General features: G+C 76.2%; 13 protein-coding genes. 11 read left to right on the forward strand and 2 right to left on the reverse strand.

From position 1 onward, the window contains the following. The first annotated feature begins 220 nt into the window (after positions 1-220). From ACGF15_RS20005 to ACGF15_RS20055, 11 genes are all read left to right on the forward strand, one after another. A complete protein-coding gene (locus ACGF15_RS20005) occupies positions 221-1,732 on the forward strand; it encodes an NAD(P)/FAD-dependent oxidoreductase (protein WP_345613324.1) in 1,512 nt (503 codons plus the stop codon). After that, the gene (locus ACGF15_RS20010; RefSeq protein WP_392800598.1) at positions 1,729-5,100 is read left to right on the forward strand and encodes a ferritin-like domain-containing protein; all 3,372 of its coding nucleotides are present in this window, start codon (positions 1,729-1,731) and stop codon (positions 5,098-5,100) included. Before ACGF15_RS20005 ends, ACGF15_RS20010 begins: the two co-directional genes overlap by 4 nt. A gap of 149 nt (positions 5,101-5,249) precedes the next feature. Next, a complete protein-coding gene (locus tag ACGF15_RS20015) occupies positions 5,250-6,518 on the forward strand; it encodes a cytochrome P450 (RefSeq protein WP_392800601.1) in 1,269 nt (422 codons plus the stop codon). An 82-nt stretch (positions 6,519-6,600) separates the two neighbouring features. Further along, a complete protein-coding gene (locus tag ACGF15_RS20020; RefSeq protein WP_345613328.1) occupies positions 6,601-7,434 on the forward strand; it encodes a cyclopropane-fatty-acyl-phospholipid synthase family protein in 834 nt (277 codons plus the stop codon). An 85-nt stretch (positions 7,435-7,519) separates the two neighbouring features. Continuing rightward, the gene (locus ACGF15_RS20025; RefSeq protein ID WP_392800605.1) at positions 7,520-8,953 is read left to right on the forward strand and encodes an NDP-hexose 2,3-dehydratase family protein; all 1,434 of its coding nucleotides are present in this window, start codon (positions 7,520-7,522) and stop codon (positions 8,951-8,953) included. A gap of 1 nt (position 8,954) precedes the next feature. Continuing rightward, complete coding sequence (locus ACGF15_RS20030) at positions 8,955-9,950, forward strand: NAD(P)-dependent oxidoreductase (RefSeq protein WP_345613332.1); 996 nt, start codon at positions 8,955-8,957, stop codon at positions 9,948-9,950. 82 nt (positions 9,951-10,032) lie between these two features. Next, the gene (locus ACGF15_RS20035; RefSeq protein WP_345613334.1) at positions 10,033-11,142 is read left to right on the forward strand and encodes a DegT/DnrJ/EryC1/StrS aminotransferase family protein; all 1,110 of its coding nucleotides are present in this window, start codon (positions 10,033-10,035) and stop codon (positions 11,140-11,142) included. A 79-nt stretch (positions 11,143-11,221) separates the two neighbouring features. Then, positions 11,222-11,848, forward strand: a complete 627-nt coding sequence (locus ACGF15_RS20040; RefSeq protein ID WP_345613336.1) for a dTDP-4-dehydrorhamnose 3,5-epimerase family protein — start codon at positions 11,222-11,224, stop codon at positions 11,846-11,848. Positions 11,849-12,170: 322 nt separating this feature from the next. Continuing rightward, positions 12,171-13,016: an SAM-dependent methyltransferase gene (locus ACGF15_RS20045; RefSeq protein ID WP_392800610.1), complete on the forward strand. Its 846-nt coding sequence runs from the start codon at positions 12,171-12,173 to the stop codon at positions 13,014-13,016. Between the two features lie 174 nt (positions 13,017-13,190). Next, the gene (locus ACGF15_RS20050) at positions 13,191-14,798 is read left to right on the forward strand and encodes an FAD-dependent monooxygenase (protein WP_392800613.1); all 1,608 of its coding nucleotides are present in this window, start codon (positions 13,191-13,193) and stop codon (positions 14,796-14,798) included. A gap of 130 nt (positions 14,799-14,928) precedes the next feature. Next, positions 14,929-15,645 (forward strand): hypothetical protein, encoded by a 717-nt coding sequence (locus ACGF15_RS20055; protein WP_392800616.1) that lies wholly within the window; start codon positions 14,929-14,931, stop codon positions 15,643-15,645. A 58-nt stretch (positions 15,646-15,703) separates the two neighbouring features. On the opposite strand, the gene ACGF15_RS20060 is transcribed toward ACGF15_RS20055, so the two are convergent. Together ACGF15_RS20060 and ACGF15_RS20065 are read right to left on the reverse strand one after the other, a co-directional pair. Then, positions 15,704-17,326: a PH domain-containing protein gene (locus ACGF15_RS20060; protein ID WP_392800619.1), complete on the reverse strand. Its 1,623-nt coding sequence runs from the start codon at positions 17,324-17,326 to the stop codon at positions 15,704-15,706. Positions 17,327-17,480: 154 nt separating this feature from the next. After that, entirely contained in the window at positions 17,481-18,299 is an 819-nt protein-coding gene (locus ACGF15_RS20065) for an adhesin (protein WP_392800622.1), read from the reverse strand. Positions 18,300-18,369: the final 70 nt, after the last annotated feature.

Here is an 18,369-nt window from a genome sequence, read left to right on the forward strand (position 1 = left end):
GTGGCCCGGCGGCGGGGGCGCGATCCGGGCGCCGCGGAGGCGGCCAACCCGTCCGCCCAGGGGCCCGCCGGGGGATACGGGTGCGCCGCCGTCCGGCAAAGAATGGCCGCCGGGCGCTCCCCGGCACGCCCTCCCGGCCCCTCGCGGCGGCGGGCGGCACGGCCGGGTGCATCCGGACACATGCTCCCGGCCATGGACATCGCGCAGTTGGAGGACACCTGTGGCGGCACCCTTGCAGGAGATGGACGGGCAGGACGGCGCCGTCGGTGAGCCGAAGAAGGTGACCGTCATCGGCGCCGGCATCGCCGGCCTGGTGACGGCGTACGAGCTGGAGCGCCTCGGGCACGACGTGGAGGTCGTCGAGGCGAGCCAGGAGATCGGCGGCCGTATCCGCACCCACCGCTTCGGTCCCGGCGGCGCCGGGCCCTTCGCCGAGCTCGGCGCGATGCGGATTCCCGCGGGGCACCGGCTGACCATGCACTACATCGCCGAACTCGGCCTGCAGAACCAGGTGCACGAGTTCCGGACGCTGTTCTCGGACGACGCCGCCTACCTGCCGAGCTCCTCCGGGTACCTGCGGGTGCGCGACGCGCACAAGACGCTCGTCGAGGAGTTCTCCGCCGGGCTGCCCGAGCGGCGCTACCGGGAGAACACCCTGCTGTTCGGCGCGTGGCTGGACGCCAGCATCAGGGCCATCGCCCCGCGGCGCTTCTACGAGGCGCTGCACGACGAGATAGACGTGGAGCTGCTCAACCTGGTCGACCACATCGACCTGTCGGCCTACCGGTCCGGCACCGCGGCGAACCGCTTCGACCTGCACGCCTTCTTCGCCGACCACCCCCAGGTGCGGTCCTTCTGCCCGCCCCGCCTGGAGCGCTTCCTGGACGACGTGCTGGACGAGACCAGCTCCACCATCGTGCGCCTGCGCGGCGGCATGGACGCGCTCCCGCGGCGGCTCGCCGCCCGTGTCCGGGGCCCGGTGCTGACCGGCCGGGAGGTGGTGGGCATCGACGTCCGGGACGACGCGGTGCGCCTGCGCATCCGCCAGGGGGCCGGGACCGTCGTCCGCTCCTGCGACTACGTGGTGTGCACGGTCCCGTTCACGGTGCTGCGGAGGATGCGGCTGACCGGCTTCGACCAGGACAAGCTGGACATCGTGCACGGGACCAAGTACTGGCCCGCCACGAAGATCGCCTTCCACTGCCGGGAGCCCTTCTGGGAGAAGGACGGCATCAGCGGCGGCGCCTCCTTCACCGGTGGACACGTCCGGCAGACCTACTACCCGCCCGCGGAGGGCGATCCGGCGCTCGGCGCGGTCCTGCTCGCCAGCTACGCCATCGGCCCGGACGCCGACGAGCTGAGCAGGCTCGGCGAGCGGGAGCGCAACGAGGTCGTGCTGCGCGAACTGTCCGTGATGCACCCCGAGTTGCGGCAGGACGGGATGATCCTGGGCGTGGCGGGCCTCGCCTGGGGCGAGCGCCCCTGGTCCCTTGGCGCGGCCACGGTGCGCTGGGGCCAGGAGGCGGCCCTGCGCGAGGCGGAGCGCCGCGAGGCGGCCCGGCCGCAGCGCGGGCTGTTCTTCGCCGGCGAGCACTGCTCGGCCAAACCCGCGTGGATCGAGGGGGCGATCGAGTCCGCGATCGACGCGGCCCACGAGATCGAGTGGTACGAGCCGCGGGCCAGCCGTGTGTTCGCCAGTGCCCGGCCGAGCCGCACGGGCGGCGCGGCATGAGCGTTTTCGACCTGCCCCGGCTGCACTTCGCGGGGACGGCGCTGACCAGGCTGCCCACCGGACCGCGCGGCGGTCTGCTGGACCTGGCGACCAACACGGCGCTGACCGCCGACGGGGAGCCCTTCCCGGCCCACCGGCCGCCCGGCGAGTACCACGCCCATCTCGACCGCCTCGGGCGGGAGTCCGCCACCCGGCAGGACGCCGGGGCCGCGGACCCCGCGGCCCCGGGAGGCACGGGGGCCGACAACGCCCCGTCGCACGGCGCGGGGGGCGGGTGCCCGGGCAAGGGCGCCCACTTCTCGGGCAACGGCCACTTCTCCGTCGACGCGCGGATCGTCGGCGTCGAGTGGGACACGGAGGGGGTCGACACCGGCGACCCCGTCGTCGGGCGCGCGGTGGACCTGTGGGGCCACTACAACGAGTACCTGGCCACCACGGTCAACCGGGCCCGTGTCTTCGACCTGGACCCGGCGTCGGCGTGGACCACGACGCTGATGGTCGGGCAGTTCGGCTTCGGCCGGGACGGCCGCTCGCACGACGTCGGCTACATGGCCACCGGGGCCGTCAGCGGGTTCCACCCGCCGCGCTGGCACGACTTCGCGGCACCCGGCGACGCGTCGGCGGGCGCGGCGGACAGAGGCGCCGCGGGCGACGGGGCCGCCGGGCACGGGGCCGGGCGCCCGCCGCGCTCCGTGGTCCACCAGTTCGCCGTACCCGCGAGCGAGCGGCTGAGCTGGTCGGCGGAGGCGGACGCCTCCCCGGCCGCGCGGCTGCTCCGGACCGCCGCGACCGCCCCGGACGCGGACGGCCTGGTGGTGCAGTTCGCCCTGCTGCCGCCCGCCGCCGGCGGGCCCGCCGACGGCCCCGCCCGGTGGCGGCTGCGCGGGACGATCGCCCCCTGGCGGCCCGACGAGCCGCGCACCTACCCGGCGGGCCGGCTGCTCGTCCCGGACCGCCGCACCCCCGGCCGGGCCCGGGGCCCGCTGCGCCCCCTGACCGTCGCCGTGGGCGAGGGCCGCGTCACCCTCAACATGGTCACCGCCGTGCCCGAGGCCGACCGGGCGGCCGGGGCGGACGGAGGCGCCGCGGGCGGCCTCGGCGACCTGGAGCTGCGGACCGCGGACAGCGACCGGCTGGTCGCCCGGGTGCCCCGGCGGGCGTACCTCGGGCCGGACACCGACCTGACGGGCGGCCTGGTGACGGTCCCCGCCGAACTGCCCGCCGAGGCGGTGGCCGGGGAGGGGCTGCTGCTGGTGGGGGCCGGGCCGGACGGTCCGGTGGTGCAGCTGCGCGAGCGCGAGGTGAACGTCCAGGTGGACGACGCCGCCCTCGTCCTGGAGCATCCGCGCGGCCCCGAGGACGCCGAGCACGACACCGAGGTGCCGGTGCGGTCCTTCGTGCGGGGCCGCCCCGCCGCGGTCGAGGGGATCGGGGTGCGGCAGTTCTTCAACCCCCGTGCGCTGCCCCGCGATCCGGCCGCGCGGGCCGCCGGGGCCCGCTGCGGGGACGTCGAGACCGTCCGGCTGCGGCCCGGCCGGAGGGACGCCTCCGGCGCCTGGTCGGGATCCTGCTCCCTGGACACGGACGCCGCCGGCCGCGGCTGGTTCACGCTGCGCGGAGCGGCCGCCGGCACCGCGCGCGTCCTGCTCTCCACCGGCCCGGACGACCTGCCCTGCGCGGTGGACCGGCCCGGCTCGGCGGCCCTCGGCTACGACCACGCGGACGCGCTCGGCTTCTGGCCCGGCGCCGGCCACCTGTCGGTGCGGGTGCTCCCGGACGACTGGCACCTCGCGGGCACCGGCCCGGAGGAGGCGACCTTCGACCTGGTCTACCGGGAGGTCTTCGCCCCCTACGAGCACCTGTACTCCTTCATGAAGGAGGAGGTCTTCAGCCTGGCGGACCGCTGCAAGGTGGAGACCTACGCCAAGCTCATCTGGCAGATGTGCGACCCGCGCAACAAGGCGAAGACGTACTACATGCCGCCCACGCGGGACCTGTCCGAGCCCAAGGCGCGGCTGCTGCTGAGCTATCTGCGGGCCCGCCAGGCACCGGAGGCGGTCCTGCTGCCCGGTCCCGCGGCGCCGCGCACCGGCGGGCGGGTCTCCACCCGCGGGGAGCTGGTGCGGCTGCTGCGCGAGGCGGCCGCGATCGAGCTGGCCGTCATGGTCCAGTACCTGTACGCGGCGTACTCGGTGCCCACCCACGGCGCCGGGCTGGAGTACGTGCGGCGCGGCCTGTGGACGCCCGGTCAGCTGCGGCTCGCCTGCGGCGACGGCGGGGAGACCCGCGACGAGGGCATCCGCGGGATGCTGATGGGCATCGCCCGCGAGGAGATGATCCACTTCCTCCTCGTCAACAACATCCTCGTCGCGGTGGGCGAGCCCTTCCATGTGCCGCGGATCGACTTCGGGACCCTCAACCACGAGCTGCCCGTGCCGCTGGACTTCTGCCTGGAGCGGCTGGGTCCCGGCAGTGTCGAGCGGTTCACCGCGATCGAGCGGCCCGGGGAGCCGACCGGCGAGGTGCTCCTGGAGGGCGGCACCGCGGGCGCCCTCCGGGCATCCGGCGGGGAGGGGCACCCCTACGCCTCGCTCAGCGAGCTGTACGCGGAGATCCGGGAGGGCCTTCAGCGCGTCCCGGACCTGTTCCTGGTCGACAGGGGCCGGGGAGGCGGCGAGCACCACCTCTTCCTGCGGGAGTCGGTGGACCGGCGCCACCCCGACTACCAGCTGGAGGTCGACGACCTGGCCAGCGCGCTGTTCGCCGTCGACGTCATCACGGAGCAGGGCGAGGGCGGGGTGCTCGGACCGGGGGACGGCGGCGCCGAGGAGTCGCACCACGCCTCGTTCCTGCGCATCGGCGAACTGCTGCGCGGGACGCCCGCGGGGGACCGCCCCGGGTCCGGGCCGTGGAACCCGGCGTACCCCGTGCTGCGCAACCCCACCCTCGGGAGCGGGAGCCTCGCCATGGAGGCGATCACCGACCCCGAGGCGCGGACGGTCGCGGGGCTGTTCAACCGCGCCTACGCGATGGCGCTCCGGCTGATGGTCCAGCACTTCGGTGAGCGCCCGGACGGCAGCCTGCGCCGGTCGGACCTGATGAACGCGGCGATCGACATGATGACGGGCCTGATGCGGCCGCTTGCGGAGCTGCTGGTGACCCTGCCCTCCGGGCGCCGGGGCACGACCGCGGGGCCGACCTTCGAACTGGACGCGCCCCCCGCCCCCGTGCCCCGCCCGGACGTCGCCAGGCGCGGCATCGCGCTGCACCTCGACCAGCTGGCGGCGGAGTGCGCCAAGTGCCCCTCGGTGCCGGCCCGGGTGGGGGAGATGAGCGCCTTCTGGGCCGACCACTTCCGTCCGCGGTGAGGCGGTCCGGGGGCACCCGGGCGCCCCGGAGCGGCCACCGCCCCGCACGGCCGCACACCCCCGGACCCCCCGCACCGCACGGCCCGAACGGCCGCACCCGCCGCACCCGCCGCACCCGCCGCACCCGCCGACCGAAGGAGACCCACCGCATGCCATCCGCGACGCTGCCGCGGTTCGACCTGAGGGGCTGGGACGCCAGGGACATCGCGGACCCCTACCCGGTGTACCGGCGCTACCGGGAGGTCTCCCCGGTGCACCGCTCCCCGGCGCCCGCGGACGGGCCCGACACCTACTACGCCTTCTCCTACGAGGCGGTCGTCCGGGTGCTGTCGAGCCGGGACTACGGCCGGGACCCGGGGACGGCGCCGCCGGGCGCCGCCGCCACGGCGCCCGTCCCCGTCCCCGCGGTCTACCGCACCCTGCGGACCGTGGTCGAGAACTGGCTGGTGTTCATGGACCCGCCGCGCCACACCGAGCTGCGCTCCCTGCTGGGCGCGGAGTTCTCCCCGGGCGTCGTCACCGGTCTCCGGCCGCGCATCGCGGCGATCGCCCGGGACCTGCTGGCACGGCTCGACGGGCGGCGGGAGGCCGACCTGGTCGAGGACTTCGCGGCCCCGTTCCCCCTCCTCGTCGTCTCCGAACTGCTCGGCGTCCCGGCCGAGGACCACGGCTGGCTGCGCGAGCAGGCGCTGGCCCTCCAGGAGGCGGGCAGCACCCGCTCCCGGCAGGGCGGGGGCGGCTACCCGCGGGCCGAGGCCGCCGCCGCCGAGCTGGACCGCTACTTCCGCCGCGAGGCGCGGCAGCGTCTGGAGGACGACCGCGGCGACCTGCTGACCCTCCTCGTCCGCGCCCGGGACGCCGGCGGGCCGCTGAGCATGGACGCCCTGGTGGGCAGCTGCGTCCATCTGCTGACCGCCGGGCACGAGACCACCACCAACCTCCTGGCGAAGGCCGTACTGGCGCTGCGCGCCCACCCGGAGGCGCTGGCCGAGCTCCGGTTCTCCCCCGCGCTGCTCCCGGGGGCCGTCGAGGAGTTCCTCCGCCTGGACGCGCCGGTGCAGGCGGTCACCCGGTGGGCCTGCCGGGACACCCGCCTGGGACCGTACGAGGTCCCGCGCGGCAGCAGGGTGGTCGCCCTGCTGGGCTCGGCCAACCGGGACCCGGAGCGCTTCGCCCGGCCCGACGTCCTGGACGTGCACCGCCCCGCCGACCGCCATCTGGGCTTCGGGGTGGGCATCCACTACTGCCTCGGCGCGACGCTGGCCCGCGCCGAGGCCGAGATCGGGCTCGGGGCGCTGCTCGACGCGCTCCCCGGCCTGGACCGGGGCCGCCACCGGGTCGAGTACGCCGACGACATGGTCTTCCACGGCCCGGCGCGCCTGCTGCTCGACCTGACCGCACCGCCCGACCTGACCTGACCGCACCGCCCGACCCGAAGCGACCCGCCCGCGCCGCCCCGAGCAGCGCCGGCCCCCCGCAGCGCACACGAGGAAGGCACCGATGACACAGCACCCCCAGACCGCCCCCGGGGACGTCGGCCGCACATACGACGCCTTCGCCGAGGCCGGGACCGCCGACGCCCTCGGCGGCAACATCCACGTCGGGTACTGGGCGGACGGCTCCGGCTCCGGCATCCCCGTCGACGAGGCCACCGACCGGCTGACCGACCTGGTCGCCGACCGCCTCGCCCCGGAGCACGGCACGCACCTGCTGGACGTGGGCTGCGGCAACGGCGTCCCGGCGCTGCGCATCGCCGCCTCCCGCGGGGTCCGGGTGACGGGCGTGACCGTGAGCGCGCAGCAGGTCCGCGAGGCGTCCGCGCGGGCCCGGGACCACCGGGTCGGCGGCCGGACCGCCTTCCTCCTCGCGGACGCCGTGGACCTCCCCTTCGAGGACGCGTCCTTCGACGGCGCCTGGGCGATCGAGTCGCTGCTCCACATCGGCGACCGGACCGCCGCCCTCGCGGAGCTGCACCGCGTGGTCCGCCCGGGCGGCCGCCTGGTCGTCGCCGACCTGTGCCTGCGCAGGCCGTTCACCGGCGTCGACCGGGAACTGCTCGACGGGATGCTCGGCATGTACGAGATCGCCTCGATCAGCACCCCCGAGGAGCACCGCACCCATCTGGCCCGGTCCGGCTGGCGGCTCGGGGAGCTGGCGGACATCGGCGAGCAGGTGCGCCCCAGCTACGGGCACGCGGCGGCCGCCTTCCGGGAGATCGCCGCCTCGCCGGACGCCCCGGCGGCGGAGCGGCTCACCGAGGCGGCCGAGCTGATGACCGCGTTCGGGGAGCACCCGGACACCGGCTACGCGCTGATCACCGCGCACCGGACCTGACCGGGCGGACACACCGCCGGCGGTCGGCCGCCGGTGTGTCCGCCCTCCGCCGAGACACCCGCAGACGCAGACAGGGAGTTCCACGATGCCGTCCCGCCTCGGTCCACCGCCCCCTGCCCCGGCCGCGGTGCGCCCCCGCGAGAACCACGAGCAGGCCGAGCGCCTCGCCCTGTCGGCCGCGACGGTCCGCGGGGCGCACCTCGCGACCGCGGAGGTGCCCGGCTGGCTGGCCGAGCGCCGCCGGGCGCACGTCTTCCGGGTGGAGCGGATACCGCTCGCGGAGCTGGACGCGTGGTCGGCCGAACCGGGCACCGGCAACCTGGTGCACCGCAGCGGCCGCTTCTTCACCGTCGAGGGCATGCACGTGGTGGAGCACGACGGCCCCGCGGGCGACGGCCCCCGCCGCGACTGGCAGCAACCCGTCATCCGCCAGCCCGAGGTGGGCATCCTGGGCATCCTGGCCAAGGAGATCGGCGGGGTGCTGCACTTCCTGATGCAGGCCAAGATGGAGCCGGGCAACCCCAACCTGCTCCAGCTCTCCCCGACGGTGCAGGCCACCCGCAGCAACTACACCCGGGCCCACGGGGGGACGGACGTCCGCCTCGTCGACCACTTCGTCCGGCCCGACCCCGACCGGGTGATCGTGGACGTCCTCCAGTCCGAGCAGGGCTCCTGGTTCTTCCGCAAGTCCAACCGGAACATGATCGTCGAGACGGCGGACGCCGTTCCCGAGCTGCCGGACTTCTGCTGGCTGACGCTGGGTCAGATCGGTGAACTCCTGCACCGGGACCTGCTGGTGAACATGAACGCGCGCACGGTGCTCTCCTGCGCCCCCTACCCGGACACCTCCCCCGGTGCGCTGCTCTCCGACGCCCAGCTGCTCTCCTGGTTCACCGGCGAGCGCTCCCGCCGGGACGTACGCGCCCACCGCATCCCCCTCGCCACGGTGCGCGGCTGGAAGCGGGGACCCGAGGCGATCGAGCACGAGGACGGCCGCTACTTCCGGGTGGCCGCGGTCGCGGTCCGGGGCACCAACCGCGAAGTCGCCGGGTGGACCCAGCCGTTGATCGAACCGGTGGGCACGGGGGTGGCGGCCTTCCTGGTCCGCGAGATCGGCGGTGTCGAGCACGTGCTGGTCCAGGCCCGCGCCGAAGGGGGCTTCCTGGACACGGTGGAGCTGGCGCCGACGGTCCAGTGCACCCCCGGCAACCACGCCCACCTGCCCCCGGCGGACCGGCCGCCCTTCCTCGACGCCGTCCTGGCCGCCCCGCCCTCGCGCATCCGCTACCAGGCCCTCCACTCCGAGGAGGGCGGACGCTTCCTCGGGGCCACCAGCCGCTATCTGGCGGTCGACGCCGAGGGGACGGCGGCCGCGCTCGACCCGCCACCGGGCTACATGTGGGCCACACCGGCGCAGCTGAGGGCGCTCACCCGGCACGGCCACTACCTCAACGTGGAGGCCCGCACGCTCCTGGCCTGCCTCAACGCCGTCGCGGCACGCTCCCGGGGAGGGATGTGACATGCAGGACACCCCCACGGCCGGCCCGCTGGTCACCGTGCTCGGCGCCTCGGGCTTCGTCGGCTCCGCCGTCGTCCGGGCGCTGGCCGACCGCCCGGTCCGCCTGCGGCTGGTGGCACGCCGGCCCACCGCGCCGCCGCCCGGGCGGGCCGCGGCGGAGGCCGTCACCGCCGACCTCACCGACCGGGCCGCGCTCGCCGAGGCCGTCGCGGGCTCCGACGCGGTGGTGCACCTGCTGCTCGGGGACGGCGGGTGGCGGGCGGCCGAGACCGATCCGGGGGCCGAGCGCGTGAACGTGGGCGTGATGCGGGACCTCGTCGAGGTGCTGCGCCCGCGGGCCGGTGCGGCGCCCCCGCTGGTCGTCTACGGCGGGGCCGCCTCGCAGGTCGGCGTCCCGCCGCGGGAACCGCTCGACGGCACCGAGCCCGACCACCCCAGGACCGCCTACGACCGGCAGAAGCTGGCCGCGGAGCGGACCCTGCTCCAGGCCACGGCGGACGGCCGGGTCCGCGGCATCGGCCTGCGCCTGCCCACGGTGTTCGGGGAGAGCGCGGCCGCGGGCGCCGCCGACCGGGGGGTCGTCTCCGCGATGGTGCGGCGCGCGCTCTCGGGCCAGGCGCTCACCATGTGGCACGACGGCACCGTGCGGCGGGACCTGGTCCACGTCGCCGACGTCGCCGAGGCGTTCACGGCGGCGCTCGACCACCCGGAGCCGCTGGTGGGCGGCCGCTGGCTGATCGGCGCCGGCCGGGGCGACGCCCTGGGCGAGGTGTTCCGGCTGGTCGCGCGGACCGTGGCCGACACCACCGGGAGCACGCCCGTCGCCGTGGAGGCCGTGGCGCCGCCGTCGCACGCCCCCACCACCGACTTCGAGAGCGTCACCATCGACTCCTCCCCGTTCCGGGCGGCCACCGGCTGGCAGCCCCGGACATCCCTCGCGGAGGGGGTGCGGCGCACCGTCGCCGGTCTGGCCCGGCAGGACGGCGGACCGCGGTGAGGGCCGCGCCGTCGAGACACCACCCATCCCAGGCGCCCGGCCGGACCACGGCCCCCGCCGCAGCTCTTCGAGAGGCATACGCATGACCACGCGAGTATGGGACTACCTGGCGGAGTACGAGGCCGAGCGCCGGGACATCCTCGACGCCGTAGAGACGGTCTTCGATTCGGGGCAGCTCGTGCTCGGCGCGAGCGTGCGCGGCTTCGAGGAGGAGTTCGCGGCCTACCACGGGGCGGACCACTGCGTCGGCGTCGACAACGGGACCAACGCCCTCACCCTCGGGCTCCAGGCCCTCGGCATCGGGCCGGGCGACGAGGTGATCACCGTGTCGAACACCGCGGCCCCCACCGTGGTCGCCATCGACGCCGCGGGCGCCACCCCCGTCTTCGTGGACGTCCGCGCCGAGGACTTCCTCATGGACACCGACCAGGTGGCCGCGGCGGTCACGGACCGGACCCGCTGCCTGCTCCCGGTGCACCTGTACGGGCAGTGCGTGGACATGGCCCCGCTGAAGGAGCTGGCGGACCGGCACGGGCTCGCCGTACTGGAGGACTGCGCCCAGGCTCACGGCGCCCGCCGGGGCGGCACCCTGGCCGGGACGACGGGCGACGCGGCCGCCTTCTCCTTCTACCCGACCAAGGTCCTCGGGGCCTACGGCGACGGCGGCGCCGTGCTCACCTCCGACGCCGCGGTGGACCGGCGGCTGCGGCAGCTGCGCTACTACGGCATGGAGGAGCGCTACTACACGCTCCGGACACCCGCCCACAACAGCCGCCTGGACGAGGTGCAGGCGGAGATCCTCCGCCGCAAGCTGCGGCGCCTGGACCGCTACGTCGAGGGCCGCCGCGCCGTCGCCCGCCGCTACGCCGAGGGCCTCGCCGGCACCTCGCTGGAGCTGCCGCGCACCACCCCCGGCAACGAGCACGTGTACTACGTGTACGTGGTGCGCCACCCCCGGCGGGACGACATCATCGAGCGGCTGCGGGCCTACGACATCCACCTCAACATCAGCTACCCCTGGCCGGTGCACACCATGAGCGGCTTCGCCCACCTCGGATACGCCGAGGGCTCGCTCCCCGTCACCGAGCGGCTGGCGGGCGAGATCTTCTCGCTGCCGATGTACCCCTCGCTCCCCCTCGACCTCCAGGACAAGGTCGTCCACGCGCTGCGCGAGGTGCTGGAGACGCTGTGAGGCCCCTGCTTCCGCCCGCCCCGGCACCCCGCCGGCGCGCCGCCCGCCGAGACACCACCACCGACCCCCGGGAGCAGTCATGAAGGCACGCGAACTCGCCGTCGAGGGCGCGCTGGAGTTCACCCCCCGCGTCTTCCCCGACGAACGGGGCCGGTTCCTCTCGCCGTTCCAGCGGGAGGCGTTCGAGGAGGCGCACGGGGCACCGCTGTTCCCCGTCGCGCAGACCAACCACAGCGTGTCGCGGCGCGGCGTGGTGCGCGGCATCCACTACACCGTGACGCCTCCCGGGACCGCCAAGTACGTGTACTGCGCGCGCGGCAGGGCCCTGGACATCGTGGTCGACATCCGGGTGGGCTCGCCGACCTTCGGCCGCTGGGACGCGGTCCTGATGGACCAGGAGGACCACCGGGCCGGCTACTTCCCCGTGGGCGTGGGCCACGCCTTCGTGGCGCTGGAGGACGACACCGTGATGGCGTACATGCTCTCCGGGACCTATGTGCCCGAGAACGAACTGGCCCTGTCCGCGCTCGACCCGGCGCTCGGGCTGCCCGTCACCGGGGACTTCGAGCCCGTGCTCTCCGACCGCGACCGGGCGGCGCCCACGCTCGCCCGGGCCCGGGAGGAGGGCCTGCTGCCGGACTACGCACGGTGCCGGGAGATCGAGCGGGGGCTCGTGCCCGGTGCCGGGGTGGCCTCCGACGTCTGAGCACCCCCGCCGCCCGCCCGCGTATCCCCCGCCGCGCCCCGCCGCGGGCGGGTGCACACGGCCCGGGCCGCCGCGCGGCCGCGCGGCGGGCGCCCGGCACCCGCGTGAACGCGTGGGTTCTGCCGCACCCCGCCGCACGGCCGCCCCCGCGGCGCGATGCTGTGGACGCGGCGGTGGCCCCTCGACGGCACCCCGGCCGCCACCGGACCGGGGCCCGGGCCGCCCCGGCGCCCACCGGGCCCGGCACCTGCGCGCCACCGGCGCCGCGGCACCGACCCGCACCCCACGAACCCCGCACCCCACGAACCGAAAGGCCGCTGCCATGACCGATCCCGCTGTGAACACGCCCGTCCCGGAGGCCGTCGGCGAGCTGTACGACCGGCTCACGCTGAACGCCATGCGGGAGGGCACCTTCAACCCCAATGTGCACATCGGCTACTGGGACACCCCGGACTCCGAGGCGTCGATCGAGGACGCGATGGACCGCCTCACCGACGTGTTCATCGAGCGGATGGGCGTGGACGGCTCCTCGCACGTCCTGGACCTGGGCTGCGGCGTGGGCGGACCCGGCCTGCGGGTGGTGGACCGCACCGGCGCACGGGTCACCGGCATCAGCATCAGCGAGGAGCAGATCAGGACGGCGAACCGGCTGGCGGCCGAGGCCGGGGTCGCCGACCGGGCCGTCTTCCAGCACGGCGACGCGATGAAACTGCCCTTCGCGGACGGGTCCTTCGACGCGGTGATGGCGCTGGAGTCGCTCTGCCACATGCCGGACCGGGAGCAGGTGCTGGCCGAGATATCCCGGGTGCTCGTCCCCGGCGGCCGGCTCGTCCTGACCGACGTCTTCGAGCGCGCGCCGCGCAAGGAGGTGCGCCACCCGGGCATCGACAGCTTCTGCCGCGGGCTGATGGCGACGATGGCCGACGTGGACGACTACGTGCCGATGCTCCACCGCACCGGTCTGCGGGTGCGCGAGCTGCTCGACGTGACCGAGCAGACCACGCTGCGCACCGGCCGGGAGCTGACCGACCCGGCCGGGTCGTCCGGTGAGCGTCCCGCGGCCCTCGACGAGGGCAACTTCGGCTTCGGGGACGCCGCGTTCCACCCCGCGGACCTGGCGGGCGTGGACGACTTCGGCTGCCTGCTGGTCACGGCCGAGCGCCCCTGAGCCCCGGCGGGCGCCGGGAGGGTCCGTCCCGCCCTCCCGGCGCCCCCCGGCCCGGGCCCGCCCCGCGGCCGGGCCCGGTCGACGGGGCGCCCCCCGAGCCCGGTTGACCACCCCACGAGCGACCCGGACGACCCGGGCGACCCGGACGCACCCATGAGGAAGGGCAGGAACGCTATGAGGCATTCCGGTGCACGGACCGACGTGCTGATCGCGGGAGGCGGCCCCGTCGGGATGGCGCTGGCCCTGGACCTGGCCTACCGCGGGATCGACTGCGTGGTCGCCGACGCGGGGGACGGCACGGTCCGGCACCCCAAGGTGAGCACGATCGGCCCGAGGTCGATGGAGCTGTTCCGCCGCTGGGGACTCGCCGGGGCCATCCGGGACGCCGGCTGGCCGGCCGACCACCCGCTGGACATCGCCTGGGTGACCCGGGTCGGCGGCCACGAGGTGTACCGCTACCGGCGCGGCACCGCGGGCGACCGCCCGGCCTTCGCGCACACGCCGGAGCCCGACCAGATCTGCCCCGCGCACTGGCTGAACCCGGTCCTGACCCGGGCCGTGGGCGTCCACCCGGACGGTCCGCTGCGGCTGAACACGACCGTCGAGCGGGTGGAGCAGAGCGAGGAGCACGTCGACGCCGTGCTCACCGACCACGCCGCCGGCACGAGCGGCACGGTCCGGGCGCGGTACCTCGTCGCCTGCGACGGGGCGGCCTCGCCGATCCGCCGGGCCTGCGGCATCGAGGCACCGCCGCGCCACCGGCCGCAGGTCTTCCGCAACATCCTCTTCCGGGCCCCCGGGCTGCGGGAGCGCCTGGGCGAACGGGCCGCGCTCGTCTACTTCCTGATGCTCTCCCCGACCCTGCGCTTCCCGCTCCGTTCGCTGGACGGCAGCGACCTGTACAACCTGGTCGTGGGCGCCGACGAGGTGGCCCGCGTCGGCGCCGAGGAGCTGATCCGGCAGGCCGTCGCCCTCGACGTCCCCGTGGAACTGCTCGGCGACGGCGAGTGGCACCTGACCCACCGGGTCGCCGACCGCTACCGCGCCGGGCGCGTCCTCCTCGCGGGCGACGCGGCGCACACCCTGTCGCCGTCCGGCGGCTTCGGGCTCAACACCGGCATCGCCGACGCCGCCGACCTCGGCTGGAAGCTGGCCGCGGCCCTCGACGGCTGGGCCGGTCCCCGGCTGCTCGACACCTACGAGGCGGAGCGCAGGCCGATCGCCGTGGAGAGCCTCGACGAGGCCAACCGGAACCTCCAGCGCACCCTGGGCCGGGAGTTGCCGCCCGACATCCTGGTGGACGGGCCCGAGGGCGACCGGGCCCGGGCCGAGACCGCCGAACGCCTGAGGAACAGCGGCGCACAACGCGAGTTCGACGCCCCGGAGATCCACTTCGGGCTGCGCTACCGCTCGCCGCTGATCGTCGAGGACCCCGGGGTACCGGTGCGCCACGGCAAGCCGACGGCCGACTGGCGCCCCGGCAGCGAACCGGGCTACCGCGCCGCGCACGCCTGGTGGGAGGGCTCGACCTCCACCCTGGACCTGTTCGGGCGCGGCTTCGTGCTGCTGGTCCTCACCGGGCAGGCGGAGACGGGCGGGGTGGAACGCGCCTTCGCCGAGAGGGGGATACCGCTCACCGTCCGCGGCGGGGGCGGCGAGGAGGTCGCCAAGCTGTACGAGCGGGCCTTCGTGCTGGTACGGCCGGACGGCCATGTCGCCTGGCGCGGCGACACCCTGCCCGAGGACCCGGCGGCGCTCGCGGACACGGTGCGGGGAGCCTGACCGCGTCCGGCGGGGCGTCAGGTCCCCTGCGGGCCGCGGCCCGCGCGTACCGGCCCGGCCGGCCACCGGGCCCGTACGCGGCGGTCGGCCCCCGGACGGCGCCGGGGCCGGTGTCGGCTACCGTGCACGGATGTCCCAGATACGTGCGTACGGCAGGTACCGGACCGGCGGGCTGTGGGCGGGGGCAGGGGTCTCCCTCACCGTCGTGGTGGTGGGCTCCCTGGTCGCGCTCTTCGGCATGCTGGAGTTCGACGAGCGGTGCATGCACGGGCTGGTGCAGGGGCCCGGCGGGCTCCTGCGAGTGCGCTACCGGGCGTATCCCCCGGCCACCGTCTGCGAGTTCCAGGGCGGGGAGGTGTCGTCCGTCGGGAGCGGCACGGTGCTCGCCGTGCTGCTCTGGGCGGCGATGGGCGTGCTGGTGGTCTGCCTGCTGGGGGCGCTCCTCGCGGAGTGCTTCGCCCCGCGCCCCGGCGGCCCGCTGGTGGTGCCGACGACTCCGGCCGCGGACCTGCGCCGCACGGGGGCGACGCTGCTGTCGATGGGCTCCGCCTTCCTGCTCCTCTACGTGCCCGTCGGGTGGCCGCTGCTCACGGGGCCGTCCTCGGCCTGTGCGGCGGGCGGGGAGTGGGGTGTGCATCCCCCGGCCACCCTGGAGTACGGGTTCTTCCCTCCTCAGGCCACGTGCCGGTACACCAGCGGCAGGACCGAGCACCTGAATGCGGACTGGCTGGCGAACCTGGCGGTCCTGCCCGCGGTGCCGACGCTGATCGCCGCGGCGGCCTTCGGACTGGCCCTGCGCCGCCGGTCCGAAGAGCGGCGGGCGCCGGCCGGCGGGGCCCGCCGCTGACGGGCGGTGACCGCACGTGCCGCGGCCGGAGGGCGAGCGGGGCGGCCCGGCCCGGTGATCAGGCGGGCGGGGGCGGTCCCGGGGCGTGCGCGGTGCCGGGAGCACCGGCGGGGTGCGCCGTCCCCCCGGGCGCGGTGCCGAGGGCGCCCAGGATGCGGGCCAGGTTCCCGGGAGAGGCCGCGAGGCGCACCGGCGCGCCCCCGTCGTCGAGTTCGGCGATGTGCCAGTCCCGGGGGACGCTGTCCCCGTCCTCGCCGCGGGCCCGCCGCACTCCCGCCAGGGTCAGCCGCTCCGCCGGAATCCGCCTCGCCGCGAAGCGCCCCGGACCGGGGTGCGGCACCACGGCGGGCTCACCGCCGCCGATGACGACATGGGTGCCGAACCCGTACGGGTTGTACGCGGTCTCGTCCAGGAACCGGGCGGGCAGGAACACCTCGTGCTGCGCGGCGGCGTCCTCCCCGTGGGGGCCCGCCACATCGTCCCGCGGCTCCCGGACCCGGGTGGCGCGCCAGGCGGCCGCCAGCAGCCCCAGGGTGGCGAGCGTCCCCATGCCCGCCCAGGCGACCGCCTCCGGAGGGCCGAGCGGGTCGGTGGGGTGGACGTAGCAGAGCGGCAGCAGCCACGCGGCCGTGCCGAGCAGCGCGCCCACGAAGGGCAGGACGGACGGGAGGACCTCCTCGGGCCGCAGCCGGCGCCCCCGCAGGTGCTGGAGCAGCCGTGCCCCGGGGTAGCCCGCGAGGAGCAGGAGCACTCCGGACGCCACCGCCTGCGCCGAGGTGCCGGGAACATGTGCGCGCCACACATGGTGCTCCCCCGCCACCACCATCGGACGGCCCCTCCAGACGGTCACGAGGACGGCGTCACCGGGGCGGAAGGCCCGGGCCGCGTCCTCGGTGACGGCGGCGTCGGCCGTCGGCCGATCGTCGGCGAAGTGGAGGCGGCCGCGGTGCCGCCCCTCCTCTACCGCCCGCTCGACCACGGCGGACACGGTGGTCAGGCAGTCCGCCGCGGGCCCTCCCCCCGCCCCGGCCGGCTCGTCGTCGTCCGGGCAGGCTGCGGCCGACTGCCAGGCCCGCTCGTGGACGGCGGTGCCGGACACCGTCCCGGCCACCGCGAAGGATCCGCCGAGCAGCAGCACGCAGAGCCCGAGCCACAACACCCACCCGCCGGCGCCGGCGGTGCGGTGGGAGACCACGGGGCGGTGCTCGGCCGCGGGTGCTCCGTGGCGGCGGTGCAGCGCGCGCAGAGCCTCGGCGCGGGCCTCGAAGCGCTCGTCCCGCAGCGCGGCCCCGTACGGCATCGGCAGCAGCCGGGTCCGTCCGTCCCGCAGGGCGACACCGAGCCGCAGGGTGGTTCCGTGCCGGTGGTCGTAGCGGCGCACGTAGAAGTAGGCCACGTCCGCCCACGCCGTGCTCCGGCGCCGGAGCAGGGTGCGGACGTGGAGGCCGTCGGAGTCGCCGCGCACCCGTGCGACGGCACCGTGCAGGGCGCCGAGGGCCGTCGCGGTGAGGACGAGGGCGAGGACCGCGACGAGAGCGGCGGCGGGCCTGTCCGGCGGAAGGACGCCCGCACGCACCGCGAGCAGTACGGCGGCGGCCGCCCCGGCGCCCGCGAGTCCCGCGAGGACGCCCAGGCCGCGTGCCGAGGACGGGCGGAAGGTGACGGCCTGGTCCGTGGTCATACGCGGATGCTGTCATCCGCCTCTTCCCCGGCGCTGCCCCGTGTCTCGGCAGACTTCCCGTGCCCCGGCTGCCGGTACCCGGAACGGAAGGCGCGCCGCCACCGGGGCCGGGAGAACCGGGACTGCGGGGATCGGGCAGCGCCCGGCCCCGCAGTCACGGCCGGCACTCCGCGCGGATCTGCGCCGCTCCGTGGTGGGCGAGGCCCCGGCCGCGGCCCCGGTCCAGGAGCCGCAGGGTCAGCCGCTGGTCGTGCACCGGGACCCGCTCGACGACGACGCCCTGCCCGCGCAGCGCCACCTGGTCGATGTCGAAGGAGCGCTCCACGCTGGCGGGATCGTCCGGGTCGGAGAGGACGTGGTAGACGGAGGGGCTGCCCGCAGCGTCCCGGGCGCGCTCGCCCGCCGGGACGACGACGGCGACGGTGCAGGTGCGGTACCCGCTGCCGACGTACCAGCTCCAGGTGGCGCTCCCCCCGCCGTCCAGGCCGGCCTCGCCGGACATCGGCATGGCGGTGAAGCTGCCGTCGCAGCCGTCCCCCCGGTGTCCGCCGGCCCCGACGGTGTACCAGCCCTCGGCGCCGTCGCCGTAGCGCCCGTCCTCCCTGTAGCCGCCCCCGCCGGAGCAGCCGGGCCCGGCCCAGGCGATGTACACCGGGCCGGTCGGCGCGGCGGAGGCAGGGGCGCCGGGGGTGGGCGGGGCCTTGGGCCGGGGTGTGACGGGCGGGCCCGCTCCGGTCCCCTCCGGTGGGCGCGGCGGGGGGCTGATCCGCTGCGGGACGCCGCCGATCTCGATCCCGCCCGGTGGGGCCGTCCCGCCCGACGGGCCCGGGGCGGCGCCTCGTTCGCCGCCGGGCGGGGCGCAGGCGGACGCCAGGGGCAGCAGGGCGAGGAGCACCAGGAGGACCGCGCCCGGGCCGTGGCGGGGGCGGCGGCCTCGCCGGGGGCGGACGCCACTGTTCCGTTCGCAGGTCATATCGCACCGGACCCTGTTGACCGACTGATCGTCGTACCGTCGGAGCGGACCACTATGCACGAGCCCGCGA

The organism is Streptomyces sp. NPDC048001, assembly GCF_043203115.1.
GTDB classification, from domain to species: Bacteria; Actinomycetota; Actinomycetes; order Streptomycetales; family Streptomycetaceae; genus Streptomyces; species Streptomyces sanyensis.